The sequence below is a fragment of the Amycolatopsis taiwanensis DSM 45107 genome (genome assembly GCF_000519205.1).
Taxonomy (GTDB): Bacteria; Actinomycetota; Actinomycetes; order Mycobacteriales; family Pseudonocardiaceae; genus Amycolatopsis_E; species Amycolatopsis_E taiwanensis.
On sequence record NZ_JAFB01000077.1, the window covers coordinates 1 to 1,334 of the forward strand.

Annotated in this window: 1 rRNA gene; it reads left to right on the forward strand. The window is 56.1% G+C overall.

Going from position 1 to position 1,334, the window contains the following annotated elements:
- Positions 1–72 precede the first annotated feature (72 nt).
- Positions 73–1,334, forward strand: a 23S ribosomal RNA gene (locus A3CU_RS0134735); the annotation flags it as partial.

Genomic DNA, 1,334 nt, shown 5'->3' on the forward strand with positions numbered 1-1,334 from the left:
GGTCGTGTGGTTTTGATTGGTTGTTTCTGGTGTGGTGTTTGAGAATTGTAGAGTGGATGCGAGCATCTTTGTGGTCAAGTTATGTAGGGCACATGGTGGATGTCTTGGCATCAGGGGCCGATGAAGGACGTGGGAGGCTGCGATAAGCCTCGGGGAGCTGTCAACCGAGCTGTGATCCGAGGGTGTCCGAATGGGGAAACCCGGCCGTCGTGATGGACGGTCACTCCAGCCTGAATGTATAGGGTTGTGAGAGGGAACGCGGGGAAGTGAAACATCTCAGTACCCGTAGGAAGAGAAAACAAGTGTGATTCCGTGAGTAGTGGCGAGCGAAAGCGGAGGAGGCTAAACCGGATGCATGTGATACCTGTCAGGGGTTGTGTGTTCGGGGTTGTGAGACCCACCTTCTCAGAGCTGACACTCTGAGCATAGTGGCGCGTGGTTAGTGGAACATCCTGGGATGGGTGACCGTAGTGGGTGAGAGTCCCGTACGCGAAAACTGTGTTGCTGTTGTGTGGTGGTGTTCTCGAGTAGCAGCGAGCTCGTGGAATTTGCTGTGAATCTGCCGGGACCACCCGGTAAGCCTAAATACTTCCTGGTGACCGATAGCGGACTAGTACCGTGAGGGAAAGATGAAAAGTACCCCGGGAGGGGAGTGAAAGAGTACCTGAAACCGTGTGCCTGCAAGCCGTCAGAGCTGCTGCCTTGTGTGGTGGTGATGGCGTGCCTTTTGAAGAATGAGCCTGCGAGTTAGTGCTGCGTGGCGAGGTTAACCCGTGTGGGGTAGCCGTAGCGAAAGCGAGTCTGAATAGGGCGTGTAGTTGCGTGGTCTAGACCCGAAGCGGAGTGATCTACCCATGGCCAGGGTGAAGCGCCGGTAAGACGGTGTGGAGGCCCGAACCCACCAGGGTTGAAAACCTGGGGGATGAGTTGTGGGTAGGGGTGAAAGGCCAATCAAACTCCGTGATAGCTGGTTCTCCCCGAAATGCATTTAGGTGCAGCGTCGCATGTTTCGTGGTGGGGGTAGAGCTACTGGCTGGCCTAGGGGGCTTACCGGCTTACCGAAGTCAACCAAACTCCGAATACCATTACGTGAAGTGTGGCAGTGAGACGGCGGGGGATAAGCTTCGTCGTCGAGAGGGAAACAGCCCAGAGCTCCGGCTAAGGCCCCGAAGTGTGTGCTTAGTGGGAAAGGATGTGGGATTGCCGAGACAACCAGGAGGTTGGCTTAGAAGCAGCCACCCTTGAAAGAGTGCGTAATAGCTCACTGGTCAAGTGGTCCTGCGCCGACAATGTAGCGGGGCTCAAGCACACCGCCGAAGCCGAGTCACCGACAC